Origin of the sequence: Pseudoxanthomonas sp. OG2 (genome assembly GCF_014192765.1) — a bacterium.
GTDB classification, from domain to species: domain Bacteria; phylum Pseudomonadota; class Gammaproteobacteria; order Xanthomonadales; family Xanthomonadaceae; genus Pseudoxanthomonas_A; species Pseudoxanthomonas_A beigongshangi.
This window is the reverse complement of record NZ_JACHYM010000001.1, coordinates 1,953,761-1,978,083: the sequence shown is the minus strand read 5'-3', so window position 1 is coordinate 1,978,083 and position 24,323 is coordinate 1,953,761. Positions and strand designations below refer to the sequence as shown.

Sequence of the window (24,323 nt, the reverse complement as noted above, 5' to 3'; positions counted from 1 at the left end):
ACGAACCTCTGGTGTTCCGGTTGTCACGCCAGTGGCATTGCCGGGTAGCTATGTTCGGAAGCGATAACCGCTGAAAGCATCTAAGCGGGAAGCGCGCCTCAAGATGAGACTTCCCGGGGCACAAGCCCCCTGAAGGAACCATGTAGACTACGTGGTTGATAGGTCAGGTGTGTAAGCGCTGCAAGGCGTTGAGCTAACTGATACTAATGATCCGTGCGGCTTGACCATATAACCTCAAGTGGCCTTGGACTCGACGGCAGCGTCGATGAGAATCCAATGCCCGCTACGTCACAAGACCCTATGTGAGACAGGCGCCTCATCCCTTCGGATGGCGACGCTCCAACCGTCTCCCTGGTGAAATTAGCGCTGTGGTCCCACCCGTTCCCATCCCGAACACGGAAGTGAAACGCAGCTGCGCCGATGGTAGTGTGGCTTAAGCCATGCAAGAGTAGGTCATCGCCAGGGGCTTTACCCCAAAACCCCCAGCCTATTGGCTGGGGGTTTTTTCTTGTCCGCTGATCGCCAACAATCGGACTTTCCTAACAGAAAGGGGATCCGGGGAATGAAGCGAAGTGTTCTGGCCATCGCCCTAGGCATGTCGTTGACCGCGCACGCATGGGCGGCAGGCAAAGAGGTCACGCCGGCCAAGGTGCGGGAGGCGCACGATTCGGCGCTGGTGCTGGATACGCACCTGGATACGCCGGCGAATTTTTCGCGTCCGGGTTGGAGCATCCGCGATCGCCATGATCATGACGGTGACCAATCGCAGGTGGATCTGCCCCGAATGAAGGAAGGTGGCCTGGACGGCGGATTCTGGGTGATCTACACCGAGCAGGGTTCACGCGACGAGGCCGGCAATCGCGCCGCTCGCGACCACGGTCTGACCCGACTGGTTGAGATTCGTGAAATGATCGCCGCCAATGCGGCCGATTTCGAACTGGTCTCGACCGCCGCCGACGCCGAACGCATCGCCGCCACGGGCAAGCGCGTTTCTTTCATCAGCATGGAAAACGCCTCGCCGCTCGCCAGCGATCCGAGCCTGCTGGAGCTCTACCACAAGCTCGGCCTGCGGATGCTGGGGATCACCCATGTCAAGAACAACGACTTTGGCGATTCATCCACCGATGCTGCGGGTCCGCAATGGAATGGCCTGAGCCCCAAGGGCAAGGCGCTGGTGGTTGAGGCCAACCGCCTGGGCTTGATCCTGGACGCATCGCATGCGAGCGACCAGGTCTTCGATCAGTTGCTGGAGCTTTCCAAGGCACCGATCGTGCTGTCGCACACCAGTGCCGACGCGGTGTTCGATCATCCGCGCAACATCGATGATGCGCGCATCCGCAAGCTCGCGGCCAAGGGGGGCGTGATTCACGTCAACGCGTATGGCGGCTATCTGATATCAATTCCCAAGCATCCGCAGCGTGAAGCCGCGCTTGAAGCGCTTTCGCAAAAGTATGGCGAGGAAAGCGGGCGAGACGAGGCGAAGGTCCAGGCCTATCTGAAGGAGCGCGCGGAGATCGACCAGCGATTCCCCGTGCCACAGGCCACGTTCGAGGATTACATGCGGCACCTGCTGCATATCCTGAAGGTGGCGGGTCCGCAGCACGTCGGGATCGGCGCGGACTGGGATGGCGGTGGCGGTGTAGCCGGCATGGAGGACGTCGCGGCGTTGCCGAAGATCACCGAACGCCTGCTCAAGGAAGGCTATAGCGAGGCCGACATACACGCGATCTGGGGAGGCAACCTGCTTCGCGTGCTTCGTGCGGTCGAGGCGGTAGCCGAGCCTATGCGGCGGTAGCCCGAGCAACTCCCTTCCATCGAAAGCTAACCACGCGAACAGGCTTCGCAAGGGACGTGGGCGCGCAGTAGCGCGCCCACGGAAGTGTTGCTGGTCGGTTGAAGCAAACACGGACCCGCCTTGAGGCAGGTCATCGAGCGCGACGAGATGCCGCCGCGGGCGCGGCGTCGTGCTTTTTCCAAAGTGGTCGTCACGCGGCGTCCGTGCCATCCGCACATTCTTCAATGCCTCAGTATCCGCGGCACGACAGGCGAGTGCAGGTCGTGCGAATTCCATCGGCTTGGCGGAACAATGAGCGCCAATGGATCGTCTATCCGTCAAACAGCATTGTCGGCAGGCCGCTCCGCGCTATCGGGGCCTTTCTCAATAGAACCGCTGGGGATGCCAATTCAAGCGCGATGACTCGTCATTGAACGCGAAGCATCACCTCCGACTGCCTTTTCGGAAATGTCCGATTCCTGCGGTGAGTCACATTGGGTGAAAGTGTAGTCCGCGACACGGAAGTCGCGGTCGAAACTTCGGCAGCCATTTCCTGGACGCTTTCTTTCCTGGCCACGGGAACCACGACCTGAGCCTGCCTCATGCGCAGCTACCGTGCCCGCTGCGAAATCTCTCCGACAGCCCCATGCATATTGCACATCCCGCCGCCGATACCGTGGCGCCCGCCCGGACCGGGCGGGCGGCGGGCGTTCGTGGGGCGGCGATGGCGGTGCGGAAGCGTTGTTGCGCAAGACTGTCACGCCGGGTCCTGCATGCGGGTGCGGTTGCGCTGATCGTCTCAATTCCGTTTTTGCTGGGCCTGGGCTGGCATCACATCCAGTGGATGATGGCCGGGCAGCAGGAGGCCGACCACGGGCGCGTCGCGATGTCGAAGCTCGAGGCGATGCTGGACCAGGTTCATTCCACCGTGGATGCGAGCCTGCCGCTTGCCGCCGGCGACTGCGTGGAGGTGGTGGATGCGCTGCGGCTGAAAGCGGCGACCTTGCCACAGGCGCGATCGCTGGTCCTGGCCCGCGATGGAATGGCCTATTGCAGCACCCTGTATGGCGAAATCGCCGTGCCGATCGAGGCGACGGGGCTTTCCGATGATGCCGTGACGCTGGTCGCCGGGAACGAGGTCGCGCCGGATCGCCCCTTGCTGCTGTATCGCCTCTCGCGAGGACCTCATGAAGCGGTCGCGGTACTGGATGCGTTGCACGTCCGTCAATCATTGCAGGAAGGCCGCGAATCGGCCTGGGTGGTAGGAGCGAAGCGGCTGGAGCGTGCTGGCGGGATTCGTGTGCTGTCGCCGGATGCCGATGCGGAATCCCGTCTGGTCACGTCGTCACGCCATCCGGTGGCGATCGCCCCGGATGCCGGGGACGAGCAGGCGAAGCATTCCCGGGGCCCATCCTCCGCAGCGTGGCTGCTGATGGCGCTGGCCGGAATGCCAATGGGCTATCTGTTCCATCGCTGGACGATTCGCCGCCGGACCTTGAAGCGGGAATTCCAGCGAGCGGTCCGGGATGGCGAGTTCGTTCCTTTCTATCAACCGATCGTGCGCTGCGCGGATCGGAACTGGGCGGGTGTGGAAGTGCTGGCACGCTGGGAGCATCCCGGGCGCGGCCTGCTGGCTCCGGACCGCTTCATGCCGCACCTGGAGCATTCCGATTTCCTCCTGCCGATGACCGCGGGACTGATGTCTCGCGCGGCGCGGGAACTGGCCGGCATGTTGTCGCTGCTGCCGGCGGGATTCCATGTCGCTTTCAACATCACTCCCGCGCATCTGTCCGCGCGTTGGCTGCCCGAACACTGCCGGCGCTTCCTTGCCGCGTTTCCACCCGGGCGGATCGCGCTGGTCCTGGAACTGACCGAGCGTGAGGGTGTCGTTCCGGACGCCGATGTGCTGGCCGTCCTCGACGAAGTCAGGCGACTGGGCGTGCGCATCGCGCTGGATGACTTCGGCGTCGGCCATTCCAATCTCAGTCACCTGCAGGAGCTCCATGCCGACCGGCTGAAAATCGATCGGGGCTTTGTTACCCGATTGCCGGATCCGGATGGCATCACGCCGATACTGCGGACCATCCTGGATCTGGCCGAACGCCTGGACCTGGACGTGGTGGCGGAAGGCGTGGAAATCCCCGCTCAGGCGGATGCCCTGGCCCGCCACGGCGTGGCCTTCCTGCAGGGGTACCTGTTTGCCCGGCCGCTGCCGGCATCATTGCTGCCAGGCACGCTGGCAAGTCGTCCGCCTTGGTTCGACGACGCTCGGGGAATGTTGCAACCTATTGATATGAGAGGAAAAATGACCAAGCAAATCGCAGGTGGCCGGAAGCCCGCTCATGGTTCCGTTTCCCTTACGGAAGCTGAATGATTTCCGCCCATCGTTCCACTGTCGGAATGATGGGGAACTCTTTTACCGGTTAGCAGTCGAACAACCCGACTGCTAAGATGAGCCCCATGAGCCAGAACACTGCTGCCACCGCCCTGGTGGCGAACAATCTCCCCATCCCCAGCGCGCTCGGTTCGCTCGAGGCCTATATCGGCGCCGTGCACCAGATTCCGGTGCTCACGGTCGATGACGAGCAGGCGCTGGCGCGTCGCTTCCGCGACGGTGAAGATCTGGACGCCGCCCGCGAGCTGGTGCATTCGCACCTGCGTTTCGTCGTGCATGTCGCCCGCGGTTACAACGGCTATGGCCTGCCGCTGGGTGACCTGATCCAGGAAGGCAACATCGGCCTGATGAAGGCGGTGAAGCGCTTCGACCCGGACATGGGCGTGCGCTTGGTGAGCTTCGCGGTGCACTGGATCCGCGCCGAAATGCACGAGTTCATCCTCAAGAACTGGCGCATCGTGAAGGTGGCGACCACCAAGGCGCAGCGCAAGCTGTTCTTCAACCTGCGCAAGTCCAAGACCCGCCTGGGCTGGATGAACGCGGAGGAAGTCAGCGCGGTCGCCAAGGACCTCAACGTGTCCGAACGCGAAGTGCTCGAAATGGAATCGCGCCTGTCCGGTCGCGACATCGGTTTCGACGCCCCTGGCGATGAGGACGATGATCATGCGCCGCCGTCGCCGGTGAGCTACCTGATGGCGGGCGACGAGGATCCGTCGCAGGCCTACGAGCGCGCCGACAGCGAGGACAACCAGCTGGAACTGCTGCGTGAAGGCCTGGCGGGCTTGGACCAGCGTTCGCGCGACATCATCAAGCGCCGCTGGCTGGATGCCGACAGCAAGATCACCCTGCAGGAACTGGCGGACGAATATGGCGTATCCGCCGAGCGCATCCGGCAAATCGAGGCCAATGCGCTGAAGAAGATGAAGGCGCTGTTCGCCGCCTGACTTCGGCGCGCTTCGACGAAACAAGCAACGGCCCCGGAAACGGGGCCGTCTTGTTTTGTTTGTCCACGCTGCGTGCTCCATCGATGAGTGAAGGACGCGGTATTCCGCGCAAGAACCGGATGGTGACGCGACGTTGCCGGGAGGATGCTGCACCTCCGCCCCCTGGACCTTCCGTCATGGCCTACCGAATCACCGGACTCTCTCCCGACCTGTTCACCCATCTGTGGGCACTGGACGATGCGGCGCTGGCCGCGCAGTCGATACGGCGCGTGGTCGCCGACAAGGATCGGGGTTTTCCCTGCCGGGTTTCGCTGGACGATGCGCGGAGCGGCGAGACTCTCCTGCTGCTCCCGTTCCAGCACCATGGGGCGGCGGGTCCGTACCGGGCGAGCGGTCCGATATTCGTACGCCAGCAAGCGACCCGGGCGGCGGTATTCGAGGATCGGATTCCCGAGGCGTTCCTGCGCCGCCTGCTATCGGTCCGCGCCTACGATGCGGATGGCTGGATGCAGGCGGCCGAAGTCGTGGAAGGTACGCAACTGGAACCGCTGATCGCGTCCTTTTTCCAGCGCGAAGACGCGGCGTACCTGCACGTGCACAACGCGCGTCCCGGCTGTTTCGCCGTGCGCGTGGATCGTCACTGATCCGAAGATGTCTTGTCCGGCGCGCCGAAGATGATGCGTGCGCCGCGCTGGTAGCTCCAGTAGGCCCAGGCCCAGTTCAGCAGCACGACCAGCCGATTGCGGAATCCGATCAGGAAGAATACGTGGGCGGCCAGCCAGAACCACCAGGCCAGCAGGCCGGACAGCTTGAGTCGGCCGAAATGGACCACCGCCGCCATGCGGCCGATGGTGGCGAGGTTGCCGAAGTCCCGGTAGCGGAAAGCGCTGGTGGGCTTGCCAGCCATTCGTGCGCGGATCATCGCCGCGATGTGGCGCCCCATCTGCTTGGCGGCGGGCGCGACGCCGGGGACGGGCCGACCCTGGCTCTGCACCGCGGCCAGATCACCACCGACGAAGATGTCGGGATACCCGGGAACACTGAGATCGGGCTGCACGATCACGCGCCCGGCACGATCCAGCGGGACATGCAGGGATTGCGCGAGTGGGGAAGCCGCGACACCCGCCGCCCAGACCACCGTCCTGGCGGGCACGAAGGCATCGCCGAGCTGGTAACCCGCCTCGCTGATGGCGGTGACCGGAACGCCGGTGCTGACTTCCACCCCCAGCTTTTCCAACTGGCGACGCGCGCGCGCGGACAGATCTTCGGGGAAGGAGGCCAGGACACGCGGACCGGCTTCGATCAGGCGCACGCGTGCCTCACCCGGGTCGATGTTGCGGAATTCGTTCTTCAGCGTATGCCGCGCGATCTCCGCGAGCGTGCCGGCCAGTTCCACGCCGGTGGGACCGCCGCCGACGATCGCGAAGTTCAGCCAGGCGGCGCGGCGTGCTGGATCCGGCTCGGCCTCGGCCCGTTCGAATGCCACCAGCAGGTGGCGCCGCAGGTATAGCGCATCGTCCAGCGTCTTCAGGCCGGGAGCGTGCTTGGCCCACTCGTCGTGGCCGAAGTAGGCATGGGTGGCGCCGGTGGCCAGCAGCAGGTAGTCATAGCCCAGGGAGCCGGCATCACCCAGTTGCAGCCGGCGTGACTGCGGGTCCACCCGGGTGACCTCGGCCAGTCGCACTTCCACGTTGGCCTGGCGGCGCAGGATGTGGCGCAACGGCGCGGCGATGTCGGGCGCGGACAGGCCGGCGGTCGCCACCTGGTAGAGCAGCGGCTGGAAAAGGTGATGGTTGCGGCGATCGATCAGGGTGATCCGCACCGGCGCCTTGGCCAGCGCCCTGGCCGCCCACAAGCCGGCGAAACCCCCGCCGATGATGACGACGTGGGGACGGGAAGCGCTCATCGAAGCCCTCCGCGGGCGTGCGCGGCCCAGGAATGATGCCGGACAGGCGCCGACGGCAACGTCGACGGGAGGAGAGCGACGGTATCCATGCAGGGAATTCTGGCATGGACGCGGGCATACGCAAGACGGAAGCACGCAGCCGTGCATGCGCGGGTCATCCCGGTCCAAGTTAGACTTGGCCGCCGGAGCCGACAAATGTGCGACGGTGCAGGGGGAATGATGCAGCCACAGCCGATCACACTGGATGCAGTGTTGGTCATCGAGGACGATCCTGTCGTTCGTCGCCGGATTTCACGGCTGGTGGCCGGGATCGCCGAACCGGACGCGCGGATCGTGGACGTCGATTGCCTGGCGTCCGCGCGATCGAGCCTGCGGGAACACCCCTTCGCGCTGGCGCTGGTGGACGTGCAGTTGCCGGATGGCAGCGGCATCGACCTCATCGCCTGGATGCAGCAACACGCACCGGGCACGCAGGCGGTCATCGTGTCCGCCTGGGCGGAGGAGGAAATCATCCTCGCGGGCGTGCGGGCGGGTGCGGTCGGGTATCTGCTGAAGGAGCGCGATGACGCCGAGATCCTGATGTCCCTGAAAAGCCTGCGTGAAGGCGGTGCGCCCATCGATCCGATGATCGCCCGCCGGATCCTGGCGCTGCTGCCGGCGGCCATGGCGGCGCCCGCCGCCTCGACCACACGAGAAGCGCGACAGGAGGCTTCCCTCTCCGATCGCGAGCGCGAAATCCTGGGATTGGTGGCACAGGGGTTCAGCAATCGCGAAATGGCGGATCTGTTGTCGCTGTCCCGGCTTACCATCGAATGCCACACCAAGAACATCTATCGCAAGCTCGCGGTCGGCTCGCGCACGGCGGCGGTCTTCGAAGCCCGGGCGATGGGGCTGCTGCCGTGAGATTGCGTGTACCTGTCTGGATGCTTCTGTTGTGCCTGCTGTGGTCCGGATTGGTGGGGGCGCAGCCGGTCCAGATGGTGACGATCGATCGCGCCGAGGTGGTGCGTTCCGGTTGGCAGGAATCCGCGCCGCCGGACAGTGGCTGGGAGCCCGTGCAACTGGTCGATTTCTGGGACACGCGCTGGCCGGATCATGATGGCGTCGTCTGGTATCGGTTGCGATGGCAGCAGGCGGATACCCGACAGCCCATCGGCCTGCTGGTGAACTACATCTGCCTGTCAGGCGCGATCTACGTCAACGGCAATCTGGTGGCGCGCGACCCGAGTCTTATCGAGCCGCTTTCACGTGCCTGGGTGGCGCCGTATTACCAACTGATTCCGGCGGCGCTGCTGCGCCAGGGCGAGAACACCCTGATGGTGCGGGTTTCGGGCCTTTCGGCCTACCAGCCCGGATTCGGTACCGTGACAGTGGGCGAACCCGCTGCCGTGCAGGCGTTGTATCGACAGGAACGTTTCGCGCGCCACGACATCAAGTTGATCAACGTCGCCATGAGCGTGGTGATGGGCGGCCTGTTCCTGATGTTGTGGCTGTTCCGTCGCCAGGATTCGGTCTACGGCTGGTTCGCCCTGTCGGAGCTGGCGGGATCGCTGTACGGCGCGAACTACATCGTTTCCAGTCCCTGGCCGTTCACCACGACCGACGGCTGGCAGGCGTTCGTGGCGGCGATGTACCTGGTGACCGGCGCGAGCTATACGATGTTCCTGTTCCGCTACGCGGAGCGGCGGTTTCCGCGCATCGAGACGGCGATGGCGCTGGCGAGCGTGGCCGCGGTCGCAACCGCCCTGCTGGCGCCGGGCTGGATGGGACCGGCGCGCACGCCGTGGATCGTCGTGGGAGGCCTGTTCTTCTACCTCGGCATCGGCTACTTCCTGGCGCAGGCGTGGCGGCGGCGGCGGATCGATTTCCTGGTGCTGGCCGCTTGCCTGCTGTTGCCGGTGCTGGTGTCCTTCTATGACTTCGCCCTGTTCTTCGGCTGGGTGCACAGCGACACCTATCTGCTGAGCCTCACCTCGGTGTTGACGCTGATCGGCATCGGTTTCGTCCTGTCCCACCGCTTCGTCGCCGCGATGCGGCGCATCGAAGGATTCAACGAGGAGCTGCAACAGGAAGTGGCGGCGGCGACGTCGCGCCTGTCGGACACGCTGTCGCAGCAGCACGCGCTGGAGCTGGCGCATGGCCGGGCGGGAGAACGCCTGCAACTGGTACGCGATCTGCACGACGGTTTCGGCGGCACCCTGGTGGGCGCCATCGCCCAACTGGAGAACGCGCCGGAAGACACGACCAAGGCGCAGATCGTGGGCACGCTGAAGGAGATGCGTGACGACCTGCGACTGGTGATCGACAGTACCGCGCGGGAGCAGGCGGCACTGGCGGCGCAGCTGGCGCCGCTGCGGCACCGGTTGGGCCGATTGCTGGAAACCGCCGATATCGACAGCCGGTGGCAACTGGAAGGACTGGACGGCATCGAACTCGGTCCCGCGCGCAGCCTGGACCTGATGCGGCTGTTGCAGGAAGCGCTGACCAACGTGTTCAAGCACAGCCGGGCCCGCCAGGTGAATGTCCGCCTGGCGAGGGCGGATGACCGGTTGCAGTTGCATATCGAGGACGACGGACAGGGCTTGGCGGGCGAGGGCGATGGGGTGGTCCCCGGTGCCGGGCTGGGCAGCATGCGGGCGCGCGCCCAGCGCCTCGGCGGGCAGCTCCGCATCGAATCGAACACCGGGGGTACCCGACTGCGGCTGGAGTTTCCACTGCTGGCCTGAGCCAGGCCTGCATGCGTCGACAGGGGACTACCTGATTCCGGGGATGTCCGATGCGGACGGCGAAGGGCACGCTCTTGCGCGCCCGGGAAGACGAGACGTCTTCCGGGGGAAACCGTCCGTCACGCTGGAGCGCCCCCATGGATTCCGTCCACACTGTCCGCCGCCGATTCCCGACGGTTTCCGTTCTCGTACCCGGGGTCTGCGGCGTACTTCTGGCTGCGGCCCTGGTGCTGCCGATGCCCACAGCGTTCGCGCAAGCGACCGGCGGAACCGGAACCGAGCCCTGCACCCAGAATCCCGGCAGCCAGGACATTGCATGCGGCACGGGGAGTTCCGCGAGCAATGCTGGCCAGCCCGGTCCTAATCAGCCTGGCTGGACCAGCTCGGCCGGTGGTGCCGGTGGCACCGGCAACACGGCCATCGGCAACGGCGCCCAGTCGGGCAACGGCGGCACGGGCGCCAACGGCACGGCGGGCGGCAACGGTGGCGTGGGTGGAACCGGGGGATCACGCAACATCGCGATCGGCCAGAACAGCCAGGCCGGGTTGGGCGGCGGCGGCGGCGAGGGTGTCGCGGGGGGCACAGGGGGCATGGGTGGGAGCGGCGGCAATGACAACATCGCGCTGGGCAACAACAGCGTGGCCGGATCGGGAGGGAATGGCGCTGACATGTGCTGCGGCTTCCCTGGGGCAACCGGGACAGCGGGAACGAATGGCAACACCGCACTCGGGAATGGCGCCAGCGCCACGGGTGGCAATTCGGTGGCACTGGGTGCCGGCAGCAACGATGGCGGCGAGGCGAACGTCGTCTCGGTGGGATCCGCATCATCCCAGCGCCGCGTGACCCATGTCGCGGCGGGCACCGCCGCGAACGACGCGGTCAATGTTGCGCAGATGAACAGTGGCAACGCCGCGACACTGGCCTCGGCCAATGGCTATGCCGACGCGCGGGAAGCCGCTGTCCGCAGTGACATGGCGGCGGGCAACGCCGCCTCCCAGGCTTACGCCGACAACGCGACCGCGAACGCGTTGACGGCCGCCAACAGCCATGCCGACGCGGGCGATGCGCAGACGTTGAGCGCGGCGATGAGCCATGCCGACGCGGGCGATGCGCAGACGTTGAGCGCGGCGATGAGCCATGCCGACGCGGGCGATGCGCAGACGTTGAGCGCGGCGATGAGTCACGCCGATGCGGGTGACGTACAGACGTTGAACGCGGCGAGGAATCACGCCGATGCGGGCGATGCGCAGACCTTGAACACGGCGAGGAGTCATGCCGACGCGGGTGACGCGCGGACATTGGATGCCGCCCGCGAGCATGCCGATGCCGGCGATGCGGCGACGCTTGCCTCCGCGAATGCGTATACCGATGCCCGCTTCTCCGAACTCACCGGACTGGCGGACGATTTCGAGGCTTTCCGCGGCGACGTGGATCGTCGCATCAACCAGATGGATCGCCGGATCGACAAGATGGCCGCGATGAGCGGAGCCTATGCCGGCATGGCCATGAACATCGCCGGTCTCGCGGGCCGGAACCGGGTCGGCGTGGGCGTCGGTTCGCAAGGCGGGGAACAGGCAATGGCGATCGGCTACCAGCGCGTGGTCGGAAACCGCGCCAGCGTTTCGATTGGCGCGGCGTTCGGCGGCGGCGAGAAGAGCGTATCGGCCGGCGCGGGATTCAGCTGGTAGCAAATCGGAACGGGATGCACGGGCGGGCACTCCACATTTCGGCTGGAGAACACCCGGCGGGCATGGCCGCCAGGAGGAGATATCCCGGGAAACAACGCGCGGACAGGTTCGTGATGACGCGGCCCTGGCGCAGGCCGGGAACGGGCGCGGCGCGCCTGCCGATCGCGGGTGTCGGCGGCATTGGCCGCCGGCAGGAAAAATTCCCGTTCTTTCCTCCATGCAATGCGCCATGCCGAAGAACTTCGCTACCATGCACGCGGCCTCTTTGCCGGGTCGTGATGGAGGGGCGATGGGAGACGACCTCACCCGCCTGCTGCAGGGCTGGCGTGCCGGCGACGCGATGGCGCGGGATCGCCTGTTGTCCGACGTCTACGACACCCTGCGCGAAATGGCTCGGATGCGCTGGCATCGGCATGGCGCAAGCCACACCCTGCAGCCGACCGCCGTGGTCAACGAAGCGATGCTGCGCCTGCTCGGCAACGAGATCGACTGGCAGGACAGGGCGCATTTCTTCGCGATGGCGGCACTGAAGATGCGCGCGGTGATGGTCGACCACGCGCGCGCGCAATTGGCCGAGAAACGTGGCGGTGAAGTCGCGGTGCTCACGCTGTCGCACGCCGAATCGGTCGCCGGCAACGAGGCGTTCGACGTGCTGGCGCTGGATCTGGCGCTGCAGCGGCTGGCCCGTCGGGATCCACGGGCGGCCCAGGGCCTGGAAATGGCCTATTTCGGTGGCATGGAACGTGACGAAATCGCCTGTGTGCTGGGGGTCTCTCCCTCTACCATCGACCGCGACCTGAAGGTGGCCAAGGCCTGGCTGCGCAAGGAGCTGGCCTGACCGGCCATGCGGCCCCACGGGGGAGACGATGGAATCCGTGCACTGGGAGTCGTTGCGGCACCTGTTCGAATCCGTCTGCGATCTGCCGCCCTCCCGATGGCGGGAGGAGCTGGAACGCGTCAGCGATGATCCGGCCCTGATCGAAGAGGCGATGGCGATGCTGCGGGCGCGCACCGCCAGCTTCGAGCGCGCGCTGGAGCCTTTGCGTGATCTGCTGAGCGCCTCGCCGGAACCCGAACTGAGTGTCGGCGATCGCATCGGCCCCTGGCGCCTGATGCGCCGGCTGGCCAGCGGCGGCATGGGCACGGTGTTCGTGGCCGAGCGCGACGACGAATCGTTCCGGCAGTGCGTGGCGATCAAACTGCTGCGCAGCGCGCTCGCCGACCCCGCCCTGGTGCAGCGACTCATCGCGGAGCGGCAGATCCTGGCCGAACTCCGGCATGCCAACATCGCGCGCCTGTACGACGGAGGCACCACCCCGGCCGGGCAGCCCTATCTGGTGATGGAGTACGTCGACGGCATCGCCCTGGACGCGTATTGCCACGCGCACGGGCTGGATCTGGACGCGCGCGTCACGTTGTTCCTGAAGGTCTGCGACGCGGTGCAGGCGGCGCACCGGCAACTGGTGATCCACTGCGATCTCAAGCCCAGCAATGTGCTGGTTCGCGCGGATGGCGAGCCGGTGCTGCTGGATTTCGGCATTGCCCGCTGGATGGGTGCCGCCGGCGGTGACGATGCGGCGGGCTTCTGCACGCCGGCCTATGCCAGTCCGGAGCTGCGCAGCGGCGGCGCACCCGTGAATACGGCCAGCGATGTGTTCAGCCTCGGCGTGCTGCTGGCGGAACTGCTGTCGGGCCAGCGCATCGAGCGTGGTCTCCATGACGCGTTCCAGCCCGTCGCCAAGCCCAGTGAAGCCGCAGCGCCGGATTGCGCCTGGCGACGTCACCTGCGAGGCGATCTCGACGCCATCGTGATGCGTGCCTGCGCGATCGATCCGGCGCGGCGATATCCCTCGGTGGAAGCGCTCGCCGGCGATCTCCTGCGTCATCGCGGCCACCAGCCGGTCAGCGCGCGCGCCGCGACGTTTCCCTATCGCCTGCGTTGCTGGGGGCGGCGCCACTGGCGCGCGGTCGCGCTGGCCGGTGCCGCGTCGGTGGCCGCGCTGCTGTTCGTCGCCCGCCTGGAAATGGAGCGTGATCGCGCGGAACGCGAGGCGGCCACGGCGGAACAGGTCAGCGACTTCCTGGTGGATACCTTCAATGCCGCGGACCCGCGCATGCGGGGCGCGAAGGGCACCGAAGAACCCACCGCGCGCAATGTGCTCGATGTGGGCGTGGCCAAGGTGGACGCCGAACTGGCGCAGAGTCCCGCGGTGCTGGCGCGCATGCGCCTGGTCCTGGGCCGCGCCTATGCCAATCTGGGCGAGCGCGAGCGCGCCGAAGCCATGCTCCGGCAGGCCGGCGAAGCCCTGCGGAAGCCTTCGCTCGGCCGCCCCGATCTGGCGGCGCAGGCCTACAGCCATCTGTCCACGCTGATGAGCAACCAGATGCGTGCCGATGACGCGCTGGTGGCCGCCGAGCAGGCACTGTCTCTGCGCATGGCACACGATCGCACGCCGGCGGCACTCGCCGATTCCTACAACGTGCTGGGCTTGGCGAAAAAGACCGCGGTGGATTTCCCCGGTGCCCGGGCCGCCTACGCGCAGGCGTTGAAACTGCATCTGCAGGTGTACGGCCCGGACGCGCTGGAAACCGCCGGGCTGCTGCACAACATGGCATTGCTGTACCGGACGGAAGGGGATGCCGAAGCGGCCGAATCCCACTATCGGCGCGCGCTGGCGATCAAGGTGCGGCAGGCCCCGCGCAGCGTGACCCTGCACAACAGCCGGCAAGGGTTGGCGATGGTGCTCGCGTCACGGGGACGCTTCACCGAAGCGGCGGGGTTGTTGCGCGAGAACGTGGCGCTGGCCGAGGCGCTGATCGGCCGCGAGAGCGAGCGTGCCGCCGATACCGAAATGAAACTGGCGATGGTGCTGCAGCAATCCGGAGATTACATCGGCGCCGGCAAGCACTATCGCGAAGCCCTGGGCATCACCGAACGGGTCCTCGGCCGGGACAGCATCGACTATGCGGTGGTGGCCAGCCAGTTGGCGACGCTGGAGGAGCAGCGCGGTGATCTGGCGGCCGCCGAACCGCTGTACCGCGTCGCGACCGAGATACGGCGCGCGCGCCGGCCTCCCGGGGACCGCACCCGGGTCCGCAACGAGGTCTATTGGGCGCGCGTGCTCGCGCGGATGGGACGGATGCCGGAGGCCAGCGCGCTGATGGAACGCGCGCTGCCCGCCTGGCAGGGATTCTTCGTTGCAGACAGTGATTCGCCGGAGCGGATCAACACGCGGCTGGTCCAGGCCGAATGGCTGCTGCGAAAAGGCCTGTGGGACGAGGCGCGGGCATCGTTGCCGGATGTGCCGGCCGACAATCCCGCCGCGGCGCTGGAACGGCAGTCGCTGCTGGCCGAGATCGCCAGCCGGCGCGGTGCTCCGGAGGCCGTTGCGGAATGGAAACGCGCGGTGGCGATGTCCGCCGGCTTCACCGGCGCGGACAGCGCGGTGACCGCGCAGTTGCGCGTGCCGTATGCGGAAGCGTTGCTGGCCGCCGGCGACAGCGCCAACGCGCGACGCGAGTTGGCCAGCGCCGAGGCGCCATTGCGGCGACAGCTCAGTCCGCACGCCCAGGAACTGCAACGGATGGAGGCGGCGCGGGCGCGATTGTGACGTACCCGCATCCGCGGTGGCTCCGGGCCGTTGTCAAAAAAGCGGGCGGCGCGATGAAGGCATGCGCCGCCCACGCGCCGATCAGAGATCGACGCCGAAGCCGATGCCGGCCGATTTCTCGCTGCCGCTGAAAGCACCGCCCAACGAGAACGATGCGCGCTGGCCGATGCGGCGGCCATAGCCGATCGACAGCGCCTGTTCGCCACCCTGGAAGCCGGCGCCGACGGCGACACGGCCCCGCGGACTCTGCGACCCGGCGGCGTTGATCGCCATGTTGAGCATGGCGGACCCCATCGCGCCCTGGCGATCGATGCGCCGATCCTGATGCTGCAGGCGACGGTCGATGTTGTCGAAGCGGTCGCTGATCGTGCCCGCATCAAGGCCCACCAACTGCGCAATCTGGCTGTCGGTGTAGGCATTGGCCGCCGACAGCGTTTCGGCGTCGCCGGCTTCCATGTCGTCGCGGATGGCGGATTCGCGGTTGTCGGTATAGGCATTGGCCGCGGTGCCGCCGGTGGCAACCGCGGTGTCGGTGTAGGCGTTGGCCGTCGCCAGGGTGGCCTGCAACTGCGACAGGTTGACCGCATCGGTGGCACCGGTGCCGGCGGCGACGTTGACGATGCGTCGTTCGCTGCCGACGCTGCCGATCGATACCGTGTTGGCCTGGTCCGCGATGGAGCCGGCGCCCAGCGCAACGGCGTTGTCGCCTTGCGTGGTGACCATGCTGTGTGCGCCCAGCGCGGTGCCGTTGGTGGCATGGATTGCCGACGCTGCGCCGAAGGCGCTGGTCGATTCGGCGTTTGCCTTCGCGCCCGCGCCGAACGCGCTGCTGTCCAGCGCGGCGGCTTCGGTGGATTCATCCGCCTGGCGGATGCCGTCGCCATTGACATCCCGCCATCCACCCACGGCGGTGCCGTTCTCGCCGCCTGCATCGCTGTTCTCGCCAATCGCGACGGCGCTGCGGCCCGTGGCGGATGCGTCGTGGCCCAGGGCCGCGCTGCCAGCCCCGCCGGCCCGGCTGGAATGACCCACGGCGGTGCTGTCGGCACCATCGGCGTGGCTATGTCCGCCCAGTGCCGTGCTGTCTTCGCCGGACGATTCGGCATAGAGACCCATGGCCGTGCTGCCGCTGCCGGAGGACAGGCTGGAATAGCCCACCGCAATGCTGTAGTCGCCGGTCGCCACGCCCATCACGCCGATGCCGGCTTCGCCCGAGGCGCTGCCGGCGATGGCGATGCTGGCCCAGCCGGACGCATTGGCGTTACCGCCCAGCGCGGTGGCGAAATCGCTGGTCGCCTGCGCGGCCGCGCCCACGGCGGTCGTCCGCTGCGCGCTGGCGATGGTGATTTCGTCCAACCCCACCAGGCCATCGTTGTTGAGATCGCGCCAACTGCCCATCGCGGTGCTGCCGTTGCCGGTGGCCAGCGCGCTGGTGCCCAGCGCGGTGCTCTCGAACGTGGCCACGCTGCTGGTGCCGAGCGCGACGCCGCCCGCGGAAGCGCTGGCGTTGGTACCGCAGGCCAGCGAATCGCTGCCCAATGCGTTGGCGCCCGCGCCGTCCTCGCCGGCGGTGGCCAGATCGCAGACGTCGCCGGCCCAGGCCGGGGCGGCGATCAGGAAGGACAGGGTCAACGCCAGGCGGTGAAGGCGCGGGCGGGCGGGTGAAGCGGAACAAACAGATTGCCGGGTGTGCATGAACGCATCTCCATGGAGGGTGGGAAAACCGCGCGCCCGGGGCTTTCCGGGCGTGTCTGGTTCCCAAACCGCGTTCCATGGCGGGCGAGCGTCATTTTTTTTTGCGAGGCCGGCGACCGGCACCCGTTAACTGGCCCGCCCGCGCCTCGTTGGGCAGATGGCGGCGGTGTGCGGAAAGACTGTTTCGAGGCCGGATGCCCGGCGCCGCGCCTGCCGGCTCAGTAGAGGTCCAGCGGATCCACGTCCAGCGACCAGCGCACCCGACGTGCTTCAGGCAGCGCGTGCAACAGCGGAATGACGGCATCGAGCAGGCGATGCAGCAGGCGTCGCTCGGGGGAGGACAGCACCAGTTGCATGCGGTGATAGCCGGCGCGTCGCGGCATCGGCGCCGGCAAGGGTCCGTGCAGTTCCAGCTTCGGATCGTGTTCGCGCAGCAGTTGCCGCGCGGCCAGCAGGAATGCCTGCGCCGCGTCGACCTGCTGGGCTTCCGCGCGCAACAGCGCGAGATGGGCGAAAGGAGGAAAGCCGGCGGCTTCGCGCTGCACCAGCTCGGCATCGGCGAAGGCGTGGTAGCCGCCCTGGATGAGCGTGTTGAGCAGCGGGTGATCCGGATGGTGGGTCTGCAACCAGACCTCGCCGGGCTTGTCCGCGCGTCCGGCGCGTCCGGCGACCTGGATGAGTTGTTGCGCCAGGCGTTCGCCGGCGCGGAAGTCGGCGGAGAACAGGCCCTCGTCGATGCCCACCACCGCGACCAGGGTCAGGTGCGGCAGGTCGTGGCCCTTGGCGAGGATCTGGGTGCCGACGAGGATGCCGGGCTGGTCGCCGAGCGTGTCCAGGTGCCGCGCCAGCGCGTCGCGGCGCTGGGTGGTGCTGCGATCGATGCGCAGCACCGGCACCTCGGCGAACGCGCCGACCAGGTGTTCCTCCAGCCGTTCGGTGCCGATGCCCTGCGGTTGCAGGGCCAGCCCGCCGCAGTCCGGGCAGGCCAGCGGCACCGGCTGGCGCGCGCCGCAATGGTGGCATTGCAGCCGGCGGCCGCCGGCATGCACCGTCATCGAGGCGTCGCAGCGTTTGCAGTGCGCGCTCCAGCCACAGTCATGACACAGCAGCACCGGCGCGTAGCCGCGCCGGTTCTTGAATACCAGCACCTGGCCACCGGCTTGCAGCGCCTGGCGGATGGCCTGTTGCAGTTCCAGCGACAGGCCGGCTTCCAGCGCGCGCTTGCGCACGTCCAGCACGCGCACGCGCGGGGGCTGCGCCTCGCCCGCGCGGCGGCGCAGGCGCAGGTGCCGGTAACGGCCGCTGCGGGCGTTGTGCAGGGTTTCCAGCGACGGCGTGGCGCTGCCCAGGATGATTGGCACGTCCAGCGCCTTGGCCCGCACCAGGGCGAAATCGCGGGCGTGGTAGCGGATGCCGTCCTGCTGCTTGTAGCTGCCGTCGTGTTCTTCGTCGACGATGATCAGGCCCGCCTCCGGCAACGGCGTGAACACCGCCGAGCGGGTTCCCACGATCACCCGCGCCTCGCCGCGCGCGCAGGCGCCCCAGGTGCGCGCGCGCTCGTTGTCGTTGAGGCCGGAGTGCAGCACGTGCACCGGCACGCCCAGGCGGGTGCGGAAGCGCGCCAGGGTCTGCGGGGTCAGGCCGATCTCGGGCACCAGCACCAGCGCCTGCCAGCCGCGCGCCAGGCAGGCGGCGATGGCGCCCAGGTAGACCTCGGTCTTGCCGCTGCCGGTGACGCCGTCGAGCAGGAACGGGCAGAAGCCGTTGGCCTCGGCCAGCGCGTCGGCCGCCTGTTGCTGTTCTTCGTTGAGGGTGGGGCCGGGATGGGGTGTGGCTTCGCTGACGCCGGGCGGGGCCGGAATCCGTTCGGCGAGCTCCCGCCCGGCCAGGGTGCGGGCCGCATCGCGCCACTGCTCCATGCGGGCGGCGAGCCGGTCCTCCGGCTGCGGTCCGGTGGACAGCCATTCGGCGAGCTGGCGCGGACGGCTGCCCGCGCGCAGGCGCGGCAGGGCGGTGAGGCCGGCTTCGGTCAATCGCCACTGCCAGGCCTGTTCGGCGGCGGGTACCGGCTCGCCCTGGCGCAGGGGCGCCGGCAGGGCGGTGGCGAACACCTCGCCCAGCGGCGCATGCGTGTAGCGCGCCAGCCAGCGCAGCGAGTCCAGGAGTTCGCCGCGCAGCAGCGGGGTGGCGTCCAGCCATGCGTGGGCCGCCTTCAGTTCTACCGTCTCTTCGGCCGGTCCGGTGTCGGCCACCCAGCCCACCAGTTCGCGGCTGCCGAAGGGCACGCGCACGCGCCGGCCCACGTCCGCGGCCGAAACCGTCGAGCCCGCCGGCGGGCGATAGTCGAACAGTCGGGGCAGCGGAACGGGCAGGGCGACGCGGAGAATTTCGGGCGACGGCATCTCCGCAGTTTAGCGAGCCGGTCAAGCGCTGCGGGTCGGATGGGGTTGCGGGATCAATCTGTCAAAAAAATGACGAAGTTCACGCAAGTGCGTGTGAGTCAAAGAGATTCCGGCTTATCCACACGAGCTGTGGATAAATCTGTGCATGTCGCCATTGCTCCACGCGCCGATGACCCATTTTCGGGCCTCGGCTGGTGTTTGGTGAAAAAAACGCCAACGCAACTTTTTGCTTTTGAATCAGCAACTTAATTGTGAAACCAAGTTGAAATGTGACGGTCGCCCACCGTCGGCCGGCGGGTCATGACATTCGCGTGACCGCTGTGCACAACGCAAATCGGCGAAAGCCTTGCGGCGCTTGGGAGAGCAGGATTCCAAGCGGTGTCAAGCGTCCGGAATCACCTTCGTGGCCGCTATGATTCGCGGCGATGAGCCCGCGATTCCATGACTGATCCATCGCCGTCCGCCGTCCCGGCGCCCGCCGCCCTGGCGGCTTTCCTGCGGGGGGTCGAACGCCGCGGCGCGCTGTTCGCGCAGCTCCAGTGCGGCGACGCCGAGCATGGCGATGCCGCCCTCGCCACCGCGATGCGGGCTTTCGCCGTACAGGCGCCGTCCCAGCCCATGGCCGACTGGCCACGCGGTTTCTGGCAGAAGATGATGGCGTCGCCGGCCCTCCATCGCCCGCCCGCGGGCGCGCGCTGGCCAGGCGCGGTCGCCCATCTGGCCACGTTGGCCCCAGAGGATCGCCAGGCGCTGCTGAGCCGGCTGGCGGCCGGCCTGCCGGAAGACGAGGCGGTGGAAGTGCTGGGCGTGGACATGACCCGCTACCGCGCCGCGCTGGCGGCGGCGTGTCCCACCGACGCCGCCGGCCAGCCCGACGCCGCCGGCTGGCGCGCGCTGGCCGAGGCGATCCAGCAACAGATGCGGGACCTGCCTCCCGAGCGTCTGGCCCGGTTGGCGCGATTGCGCGAAGCCGCGCTCAGGCCCGCGGCGCCCGTATCCCGGTCTCCGCGACCGGAAACGCAGGCACCGATGGCACCGGCAACCAGGCCCCGGGCCGTCGCTGCGATGCCCGTCCGCGGGCGCTGGCGACGCTGGGCGGTGATCGCGATCGTGCTGGCCTGCGCCGGCGGACTGGCGGTGACCTTCCTTAATCCGCGCGGGCTGTTCGGACGCGGCGGCGACTCGCTGGAAGGGGTCGGCCGCACCGGCCTCGGACTGGCCGAGGAACCGGATATCGAACAGGAGGCGCTGCCGCCCGCCGAAGCCGCCGCGGCAACGGTGGCGGCCGACCAGGTCCTGGCGCTGCATCCGGATCTGGATCTGCTGCTGGATCCGGAAAGCGAAACGCTGTCGAACGACGCGGCCTTCTATGCGTGGTACCTGGCCGGAACCCGCCAGCCACTGCCCGCGGGAAAAGCGGCTGATGGCGCCGTTGAAGCCGGTGCCCAGGAGGAAGGCCGTGACACGACGTTCTGAGCGCCGCGCGACGCTGCTGGCGCTACTGGTGGCGGGCGCGGCCTGGTGCGGCCATGCGCAATCGCCGTCGACGGAAACATGGCTGGCGGAACGGCAGGCGCGCTGGTCCGCGCTCGCACCCGCGCAACGCGCCCAGGCCGCCACGCGTGCGCAGGTCTGGGACGGGCTGGCGCCGATGGAGCGTGAACGCCAGCGGGGGCGCTACCTGGCCTGGCGCGCGCTGGACGAAACGCAGCGCGCGCAACTGCGTGCGGCCGCGCAGGCGTTCGCCGCCCTGCCGGCGGAAGAACAGGCACGCCTGCGTACGCTCTACGACAGCCAGGACACCCTGCAGCAGCGGGGCTGGGCACTGGGGCCGGAACTGGGCGCGGACTGGCCGCGTCTGCAGCCGCTGTTCGCCTATGTGCCGGCGGCAGAGCGCGATGCGCTGCTGGCCTTGCTGCGGCAACTGGACGCGACCCAACGCGACGATCTGGCGGCGCTGGCGCAGCGCATCCCGCCACAGGAGCGCGCCGCGTTCCGGCAAGCCTTGCTGCGGGTGGAGCCGGCGCGTCGAGGCGACTGGCTGCACCGGCGCCGCAATCAGTAACGCCTGGCGCGGCGCGACTCAGTAGCGGGCGGCGACGGCGAGAATCCGCCGGCTCGCGCGCACCTGTTCGCCGAAACGGGCAACGCCTTCGGCCCGCATGCGCGGCGCGTGATCGCGCAGGTAGGCATCGAGCGCGGCATGGTCGGCCAGTCGATAGCGCACACAGCGCGCCACCCATCCGGACCCGGCGGGTGGTTCCCGCCGATCCAGGATTTCCGCTTCCAGGAATCCCGCGAAACCGAGCATCTCGCGGACGTGCGCGTCCAGCCAGCGCGCGTGGGCCTCGGCGATGTCCGCGTCGATGGCGAGATCGACTTCGTAGATGATCGTCATGCGTTGATGAAGCTGGTGAGCAGGACGAACGTCGCCGCGAAACTCACCAGGAACAGGTAGACCATGCCGACGGCCAGGTACTTCAGCACCGTCAACCACCAGGCCTGTCCATAGACCCGCTTCTGCATCAGCAGCAGATAGATCGGCATCCACCACCACAACACGAACTGCAGCAAGCCGGTGATGCTGGAGAACCAGCCGGCATGCGGGGTGATCCATTCGTCCAGCGCCATCAGCACGAAGATGCCGAGCAGCGCCAGGCACAGCCACGCGTGGCTGTAGAGGGCGACGACCAGATGCTCCAGGTACAGGCGGCCCGAACCGAGGTAGGCGATCTTTAGGAACACCGCGAAGATCGGGACCATGAAGAACAGCGCGGTGGGAATGGATTTGAGCCCGGCGTTCTTGAACAGCTCCGGATCCTTCTGGAAGCGCTCCCAGTTCTCTTCCGCGCGCTGCGCCTTCTTCTTCAGCCAGCGGTCGAGAAAACCCTTGGGTTCGGCCTGCGTCGCTTGATCCCTGTCCGCGACAGTGGAGGAGGGAGAGGCCGCGGATGGGGCGTCCCCGGTGGAGGAATCGGGCGTGAGCCGGATGCCCGGCGGTGCGTTCGACGGCGCGTTGGTCACCTCGGGTGCCGGCGTGGCGGTGGGTCCGGTGGCCTCCAGGGGCTGCTGCAGCGAAGGGTGGGTGGGATCCAGCTCGGCGATGCGTTCCCGCGCCTGTTCGCGCAGTGCCTTGATGCTGCGATCGAAACCGGTGCTGGCGCCGGGGATGTCGCCGACCGCCGCCTTGCCTTCGAGCAATCCGCGAATGGCTTCGTCGCGCTGGCGTTCGACTTCGGCGACGGTCGTCTCTTCCTCGAAATTGCTCTTGACCACCGCGTCGGACGAGGGTTCGCCGATGTGCACGGCGAACTGGGCGATGAAGAAGGTCAGCACGCTGACGATCACGAACAGCCGCAGTGGCGCGACGTAGGGCGCGCGGTGCCCGGACAGGTAGGCGTTGGCCAGGCGGCCCGGCGCGCACAGCGCACGCAGGGTGCGGAAGATACGCCCGTCCAGATGCCAGAAGGATTCGAACACTTCCTCGATGGCGTGGCCGGCATGCCGCAGCGGATTGTGCGATGTCTGCCCGCAGTGATGGCAGAACTCGCCCTGCAACGGCGTGTCGCAGTTTTCGCAAGTGGCGGGTGCATGGTCGTCTTGACGCAAGGCGTCGGTCTGGCTGCTCATCTGCGGTTGTGCTTCCCCTGGCGCGAGCGGGTAAGATACCGGCCTCCCGTGACCCGGTGCCAGCGCGCGACCGCGCGACCGTAGTCCGGCGGTCTCCCCATGTCCTCCACCGTCTCCCATTCGCCGCGTTTCGGCGATGAGGTCCGCGCTTCCGCGAAACTTGCCCTGCCGCTGGTGTTGGGCCATGTCTCCACCGGCCTCATCGGCTTCGTCGACAACGTCATCGCCGGGCACCACAGCACCCAGACCCTGGCCTCGGTCACGGTCGGCACGGCCCTGCTATGGCTGCCGATGATGGTGCCGATCGGCACGCTCATCTCGCTCACCGCGTCGGTGTCGGAACTGGATGGCGCGAATCGCCGCGACGAAATCGGGCCGCTGTTCCGCCAGGCACTTTGGCTGTCGCTGGGCCTGGGCCTGCTGATGTTCGGCTTCCTCAGCCTGGCGCCCTACGCGCTGGGCGCGTTCGGCATCGCCCCGGACATCATTCCCGGCGCGACCGGTTTCCTGCATGCGATCCGCTGGGGCGTGCCGGCGCTGACCTTCTACTTCTGCATGCGCTATCTCAGCGAGGGCATGCACTGGACCCTGCCGACCATGTTGCTGGGCTTCGGCGGCCTGCTGGTGCTGGCGCCGGTCGGCTACGTACTGACCTTCGGCAAGTTCGGCCTGCCTGAAATGGGCGCGGCCGGACTCGGCACCGCCTCGGCGATCACGATGTGGGTGCAGGCCAGTTGCTTCGCGCTGTACCTGTGGAATTCGCGTCGCTTCGCCCACCTGAAGCTGTTCAGCCATTTCGAACCGCCGCGCTGGGCCGCGATCGGGCAACTGCTCCGGACCGGCCTGCCGATCGGCATCACGGTGCTGATGGAGGGCAGCCTGTTCATCGTGACCGCGCTGCTGATCGCGCGGCTGGGCGCGGTGTCCGCCGCCGCGCACCAGATCGCCATCAATGTCGCCGCGCTGTGCTTCATGGTGCCGATGGGCGTGGCCGAGGCCACCACCGTGCGGGTGGGCCATGCGCTGGGCGCCGGCGATCCGGCCGGCATCCGCCGGGCCGCGCATGCCGGTTACGCGATCGTGCTGGCCACCCAGGCGCTGTCCGCGCTGGTGCTGTTGTTCGGCCACGACGCGGTGGTGTCCCTGTACACCCAGGACCTGGCGGTGGCGGCCCTGGCCGGCACGCTGCTGTTGTACGCGGCGGCCTTCCAGTTCCCGGACGGCATCCAGGTGCTTTCGGCCGGCGCGCTGCGCGGGTTGAAGGACACCCGCGCGCCGATGTGGCTGGCGATGTTCTCCTACTGGGGCCTGGGCATGCCGCTGGGCGCCGGTTTCGGGCTGTGGCTGGGCTGGGGTCCGCAGGGCATGTGGCTGGGCCTGATCATGGGCCTCACCGCCGCCGCCATCAGCCTGGGCTGGCGCTTCAACCGCAGCAGCCGGCGCCTGCTGGCAGCGGACGCGACTTGACCGACATTGGCGCACGGTGACTAAAGGGGCATGCCGCCCCGGGGGCCGACCCGTTAAGCTGGCCCCAGGAATACCGGAGTCTCCA

The 24,323-nt window shown here is 67.7% G+C and carries 17 protein-coding genes and 2 rRNA genes (1 of these 19 cut by a window edge); 14 read left to right on the top strand and 5 right to left on the bottom strand.

The window, feature by feature from the left end:
- The 6 genes from FHW78_RS09100 to FHW78_RS09075 form a co-directional block, all read left to right on the top strand.
- Positions 1-228, top strand: a 23S ribosomal RNA gene (locus tag FHW78_RS09100) (it extends 2,651 nt beyond the left edge of the window).
- A gap of 122 nt (positions 229-350) precedes the next feature.
- Positions 351-465: ribosomal RNA gene (gene rrf / locus FHW78_RS09095) — 5S ribosomal RNA — on the top strand.
- Positions 466-553: 88 nt separating this feature from the next.
- Positions 554-1,795: a dipeptidase gene (locus tag FHW78_RS09090; RefSeq protein ID WP_183641292.1), complete on the top strand. Its 1,242-nt coding sequence runs from the start codon at positions 554-556 to the stop codon at positions 1,793-1,795.
- A 625-nt stretch (positions 1,796-2,420) separates the two neighbouring features.
- Positions 2,421-4,148, top strand: coding sequence for an EAL domain-containing protein (locus FHW78_RS09085; RefSeq protein ID WP_183639576.1), 1,728 nt, complete (start codon positions 2,421-2,423; stop codon positions 4,146-4,148).
- Between the two features lie 86 nt (positions 4,149-4,234).
- Positions 4,235-5,113: an RNA polymerase sigma factor RpoH gene (gene rpoH, locus FHW78_RS09080; RefSeq protein ID WP_183639575.1), complete on the top strand. Its 879-nt coding sequence runs from the start codon at positions 4,235-4,237 to the stop codon at positions 5,111-5,113.
- Between the two features lie 176 nt (positions 5,114-5,289).
- Complete coding sequence (locus tag FHW78_RS09075; protein ID WP_183639574.1) at positions 5,290-5,757, top strand: DUF1203 domain-containing protein; 468 nt, start codon at positions 5,290-5,292, stop codon at positions 5,755-5,757.
- Here FHW78_RS09075 and FHW78_RS09070 read toward each other — a convergent pair.
- Positions 5,751-7,019, bottom strand: a complete 1,269-nt coding sequence (locus FHW78_RS09070) for an NAD(P)/FAD-dependent oxidoreductase (protein WP_183639573.1) — start codon at positions 7,017-7,019, stop codon at positions 5,751-5,753. The two genes, FHW78_RS09075 and FHW78_RS09070, sit on opposite strands and share 7 nt — an antisense overlap.
- Before the next feature lie 216 nt (positions 7,020-7,235).
- Here FHW78_RS09070 and FHW78_RS09065 point away from each other — a divergent pair, with 216 nt between their 5' ends.
- The 5 genes from FHW78_RS09065 (at position 7,236) to FHW78_RS09045 (ending at position 15,044) form a co-directional block, all read left to right on the top strand.
- Complete coding sequence (locus FHW78_RS09065) at positions 7,236-7,922, top strand: response regulator transcription factor (RefSeq protein WP_183639572.1); 687 nt, start codon at positions 7,236-7,238, stop codon at positions 7,920-7,922.
- 20 nt (positions 7,923-7,942) lie between these two features.
- On the top strand, positions 7,943-9,745 hold the full coding sequence (locus FHW78_RS09060) for an ATP-binding protein (RefSeq protein ID WP_183639571.1): 1,803 nt from the start codon (positions 7,943-7,945) through the stop codon (positions 9,743-9,745).
- Positions 9,746-9,882: 137 nt separating this feature from the next.
- Positions 9,883-11,433, top strand: coding sequence for a YadA-like family protein (locus tag FHW78_RS09055; protein ID WP_183639570.1), 1,551 nt, complete (start codon positions 9,883-9,885; stop codon positions 11,431-11,433).
- Between the two features lie 289 nt (positions 11,434-11,722).
- Positions 11,723-12,271 (top strand): ECF-type sigma factor, encoded by a 549-nt coding sequence (locus tag FHW78_RS09050; RefSeq protein ID WP_183639569.1) that lies wholly within the window; start codon positions 11,723-11,725, stop codon positions 12,269-12,271.
- Positions 12,272-12,299: 28 nt separating this feature from the next.
- Entirely contained in the window at positions 12,300-15,044 is a 2,745-nt protein-coding gene (locus tag FHW78_RS09045) for a serine/threonine-protein kinase (protein ID WP_183639568.1), read from the top strand.
- An 81-nt stretch (positions 15,045-15,125) separates the two neighbouring features.
- On the opposite strand, the gene FHW78_RS09040 is transcribed toward FHW78_RS09045, so the two are convergent.
- Both FHW78_RS09040 and FHW78_RS09035 read right to left on the bottom strand, forming a co-directional pair.
- Complete coding sequence (locus tag FHW78_RS09040; RefSeq protein WP_183639567.1) at positions 15,126-16,739, bottom strand: YadA-like family protein; 1,614 nt, start codon at positions 16,737-16,739, stop codon at positions 15,126-15,128.
- 218 nt (positions 16,740-16,957) lie between these two features.
- Positions 16,958-19,141 (bottom strand): primosomal protein N', encoded by a 2,184-nt coding sequence (locus FHW78_RS09035; RefSeq protein WP_183639566.1) that lies wholly within the window; start codon positions 19,139-19,141, stop codon positions 16,958-16,960.
- A gap of 441 nt (positions 19,142-19,582) precedes the next feature.
- On the opposite strand from FHW78_RS09035, the gene FHW78_RS09030 reads away from it, so the two are divergent.
- Together FHW78_RS09030 and FHW78_RS09025 are read left to right on the top strand one after the other, a co-directional pair.
- Positions 19,583-20,617 (top strand): hypothetical protein, encoded by a 1,035-nt coding sequence (locus tag FHW78_RS09030; RefSeq protein WP_183639565.1) that lies wholly within the window; start codon positions 19,583-19,585, stop codon positions 20,615-20,617.
- Entirely contained in the window at positions 20,601-21,206 is a 606-nt protein-coding gene (locus tag FHW78_RS09025) for a DUF3106 domain-containing protein (RefSeq protein ID WP_183639564.1), read from the top strand. The genes FHW78_RS09030 and FHW78_RS09025 overlap by 17 nt, the downstream gene beginning before the upstream one ends.
- 18 nt (positions 21,207-21,224) lie before the next feature.
- Here FHW78_RS09025 and FHW78_RS09020 read toward each other — a convergent pair whose 3' ends face one another.
- A complete protein-coding gene (locus FHW78_RS09020; RefSeq protein ID WP_183639563.1) occupies positions 21,225-21,539 on the bottom strand; it encodes a DUF4286 family protein in 315 nt (104 codons plus the stop codon).
- Positions 21,536-22,771: a DUF3667 domain-containing protein gene (locus FHW78_RS09015; RefSeq protein WP_183639562.1), complete on the bottom strand. Its 1,236-nt coding sequence runs from the start codon at positions 22,769-22,771 to the stop codon at positions 21,536-21,538. Before FHW78_RS09015 ends, FHW78_RS09020 begins: the two co-directional genes overlap by 4 nt.
- Before the next feature lie 99 nt (positions 22,772-22,870).
- Between FHW78_RS09015 and FHW78_RS09010 the strand changes: the two genes are divergently transcribed.
- Complete coding sequence (locus tag FHW78_RS09010) at positions 22,871-24,238, top strand: MATE family efflux transporter (RefSeq protein WP_183639561.1); 1,368 nt, start codon at positions 22,871-22,873, stop codon at positions 24,236-24,238.
- Positions 24,239-24,323 lie beyond the last annotated feature (85 nt).